This window comes from Mesorhizobium sp. M2A.F.Ca.ET.039.01.1.1 (genome assembly GCF_003998035.1).
GTDB lineage: Bacteria > Pseudomonadota > Alphaproteobacteria > Rhizobiales > Rhizobiaceae > Mesorhizobium.
Genome location: NZ_RZRY01001574.1, coordinates 1 through 413, shown reverse-complemented (window position 1 = coordinate 413; position 413 = coordinate 1). Strand labels below are relative to the sequence as shown.

Below are 413 nucleotides of genomic sequence, written 5' to 3'. Positions count from 1 at the left end.
GTCCTGGCCTGCTCGACCATCGGTGCCGTCAACAAGGCGATCCAGCCCGGCGACATGGTGGTGAACGCCGATATCATCGAGCTGACGCAGACCCCGTTCTCACTGCTTCCCGGCCGCCAGAGCTTCGACTGTTCCGGCGAGCAGATCGTATGCCCAAGATGCGCGGCCGTTCTGGTCGAAACCGCGCGCCGTCACTGGCCGCCGCAATGCCGCGTTCATGGCATCGAACAGCAGCTGGTGGCTGCCCACTGTTACGGGCCGCGTCTTACGAGCCCGGCCGAAGCCTTGGCGTTTCGAAGCATGGGGGCCGACGTGCTCAACCATTCGATTGCCCCCGAAGCCACCTTGTCGCGCGAGATCGGCGCCTGTTTCGTGCCCTTGGCGTTCGTTACGGCGGCCTTCAATGACTATAT

At 63.7% G+C, this 413-nt stretch carries 1 pseudogene; it reads left to right on the top strand.

Features of this window, described 5'->3' with window-relative positions:
• Window positions 1–413, top strand: a pseudogene (locus EOA24_RS40980) (5'-methylthioadenosine phosphorylase); the annotation flags it as partial.